Genomic DNA, 634 nt, shown 5'->3' with positions numbered 1-634 from the left:
TGAAACGCCTCGCTCAACGCGGGGTCGGGTAGCAAAGTAATCGTCTCGCCTTCCCAGATCGTCCATGCCTTGGCCGCTTCCAGCCGCGCTTGCGCATCATCGCCAGTCAGGATGCGGCGATAGGCCTGCACCATGTCGCCGCGCTGATCTTCGGGGATCGGCGCGAGGAAGCCCGCCCATTTGTCCGGGAACATCTCGGACACGCCGAATTGATAATACCAGTCTCGCTCGGCCCGGGTGACGGTGTAAATGCCGCGCAGGATCAGCGCGCGTACCCGTTCGGGATGCGTTTCGGCATAAGCCAGCCCCAGCGTCGATCCCCACGATCCGCCGAACACCACCCACTGCTCGACCCCGACCAACGCACGCAACCGCTCGATATCGGCGACCAGATGCCAGGTCGTGTTGGCGTCTAGACAGGCATGCGGCGTCGATTTCCCGCAACCCCGCTGGTCGAACAGCAGCACGTCATAGCGTGCCGGATCGAACAGCCGACGATGGCTTGGCGAAATGCCGCCACCCGGCCCGCCATGCAGGAACACTGCCGGCGTCGCCCCCGGGGTGCCGCAGCGTTCGTAATAGACGCTGTGCCCATCGCCGACGTCGAGCATGCCGGTCACATAGGGTTCGAGCT

At 64.4% G+C, this 634-nt stretch carries 1 protein-coding gene; it reads right to left on the bottom strand.

Annotated elements, in window-relative coordinates; all coding sequences use genetic code 11:
- On the bottom strand, positions 1-611 hold a 611-nt coding region (gene pip, locus AACY08_RS27930; protein ID WP_339472333.1), incomplete at its 3' end, for a prolyl aminopeptidase.
- Positions 612-634 lie beyond the last annotated feature (23 nt).

Origin of the sequence: Pseudomonas sp. EL_65y_Pfl1_R83, from assembly GCF_963970695.1 — a bacterium.
Classification (GTDB): domain Bacteria; phylum Pseudomonadota; class Gammaproteobacteria; order Pseudomonadales; family Pseudomonadaceae; genus Aquipseudomonas; species Aquipseudomonas tritici.
The sequence above is the reverse complement of the archived record's forward strand: the minus strand, read 5'-3'. Positions and strand labels throughout refer to the sequence as shown.